The 944-nt window shown below is 68.8% G+C and carries 2 protein-coding genes; both read left to right on the top strand.

The window, feature by feature from the left end; genetic code table 11:
* A partial coding sequence (locus CA983_RS46520; RefSeq protein ID WP_208637192.1) for a hypothetical protein occupies positions 1–485 on the top strand: 485 nt, incomplete at its 5' end.
* Positions 486–533: 48 nt separating this feature from the next.
* Positions 534–944: hypothetical protein (locus CA983_RS44125; RefSeq protein WP_143645872.1), on the top strand; the 411-nt coding region annotated here is incomplete at its 3' end.

Genomic DNA, 944 nt, shown 5'->3' with positions numbered 1-944 from the left:
CCCTTCAGCAGGATCCCTCCTCCGGGCATGTGGAGTTCCTGCTCCGCGTGGTCAACCTCGGACTGCTGGACGTGATGCTCCAGCAGCCGCCCACGCCGCCGGTGGAGGCCACGCCCGCTCCCGTCCCGGTCGAACTGACCATCGGCGACTGGGAATCGGAGCGCGGCGGCATCGAGGCGCGGGTGCTGCGGCGGCCCGACCTGCACGATGCGCTCGTGCCCTCGTTCGACGACTCGGTCCTGCTGCTCACCGACCAGAAGGACCCGCTCCTGCGCTACCTGGTCATCGACGGTGAGATCCAGTTCGTTGTCGACGGCGAGGAGATGCCGCAGTGGCAGCGGCTGCTGGATGGCATCGACGGACAGCGCACCCTCGGCGAGCTCCTGGCGGCCGCGGAGTGCCAACTCTCCGACGTCGAGGAAGTGCTGTTCCAGTCGGCTGAGTTCGGCCTGCTCACCCTCTCCGGCCCGGCGACGGGCGAGTAGCCGGGCCTCTGGCCTGCCACCGGCGTGTGCGGTGGCAGGCCGGTGGCTATGTCCCAGTCCCCCTCGACCGCGCTCCGGAAGGCCAACGCCCGCATGAGTTTCGACTTCACCCGCTGCCTGGACGAACTGGCCGGGCGCGATCTACTGCCCGACAGCCACGACTCCGCGTTCGTCGTCGGCTCCCTCGCCCGCGGCTGGGGCAACGACCTGAGCGATCTCGATATCTACCTGGTAAGCGAGAAGCCGTGGGCTGGCAGCTCCTCCGGTACGATCCGCGTCCCGCTGAGCCATCCCGACGTGCCCACGGAGTACTTCTACACCGAGGAGCGACGCTGGGAGGTCAAGTACTGGACGGCCGGCCAGGTGGAGGAGATCCTCGCGAAGGTGTCCTGGGCGGAGTTCGACCAAGGCCGCACCATCGGCCAGATGCTGACCCGGGACGAGGAGCAGCTGCTGGAG

The sequence above is a fragment of the Streptomyces swartbergensis genome, from assembly GCF_002148965.1.
Taxonomy (GTDB): domain Bacteria; phylum Actinomycetota; class Actinomycetes; order Streptomycetales; family Streptomycetaceae; genus Streptomyces; species Streptomyces swartbergensis.
Note: the sequence above shows the minus strand (reverse complement) of the source record. Positions and strands in the feature narration are given on the sequence as shown.